Below are 974 nucleotides of genomic sequence, written 5' to 3'. Positions count from 1 at the left end.
CTTATCTGTCGCCGTGTGAAGAGTTCCAACGTTTCAAAACCCATCCTGAAATCCGCAAAACCTTCGAAGGCGGTCGCCGTATCGCTTATGGTGCTCGTTCGCTGATTGAAGGCGGTTTGCAAAGCCTGCCGAAACTCTCGTTCAGAGGCGGCGTTTTGGTCGGCGATGCCGCAGGTTTCCTGAATATGCCGCGCATCAAAGGCATCCATACGGCCATGAAATCCGCCATGCTTGCCGCAGAAGCCGTGTTCCCTTTGTTGGAAAACCTCGAAGAAGTGGAGGGTTTCGACAGCGGCAAAGAGGCGGCGGATTATCAGCAACGGTTTGAACAAAGCTGGCTGTATCAAGAGCTTTACGCCGCACGCAATGTCCGTCCGTCATTCAAATGGGGCGTTTACCTCGGCTCAATCTATACCGGCATCGACCAAATGATTTTTAGAGGCAAAGCCCCGTGGACCTTGAAACATCACGGCAAAGACAACGAGCAGCTCAAAAAAGCCGCCGAATGCAAGCCGATTGATTATCCGAAACCCGACGGAGTTTTGACCTTCGACCGTTTGAGCAGCGTCTTCCTTGCCAACCTTGCGCACGAAGAAAATCAGCCCGACCATTTGGTGCTGAAAAATCCGCAGGTCATGATAGACGTAAACTACAAAGAATACGCCTCGCCCGAAACCCGCTATTGTCCGGCCGGCGTATATGAAATCGTCGAAGAAAACGGCAGTCCGCGTATGCAAATCAACGCCGCCAACTGCGTTCACTGCAAAACGTGCGACATCAAAGACCCAACGCAAAACATCACTTGGATTTGTCCCGAAGGCGCAAGCGGACCGAATTACGGCGGAATGTAATTGACTGTTTTGAAGTCAAAACCTAAAGGCCGTCTGAAAAGTTTCAGACGGCCTCTATCCTATTATTTCATCAATGGAAGCATTATGAACACGCACATTTGGCAGGCAGGCCGATTTGAAATC

Annotated in this window: 1 protein-coding gene; it reads left to right on the top strand. The window is 50.8% G+C overall.

The window, feature by feature from the left end; all coding sequences use genetic code 11:
* Window positions 1-851: electron transfer flavoprotein-ubiquinone oxidoreductase (locus tag ACTHUM_RS15295; protein ID WP_440403328.1), on the top strand; the 851-nt coding region annotated here is incomplete at its 5' end.
* Window positions 852-974: the final 123 nt, after the last annotated feature.

This window comes from Neisseria sp. P0021.S006, from assembly GCF_051956895.1.
This window is presented reverse-complemented; position numbering and strand designations above follow the sequence as displayed.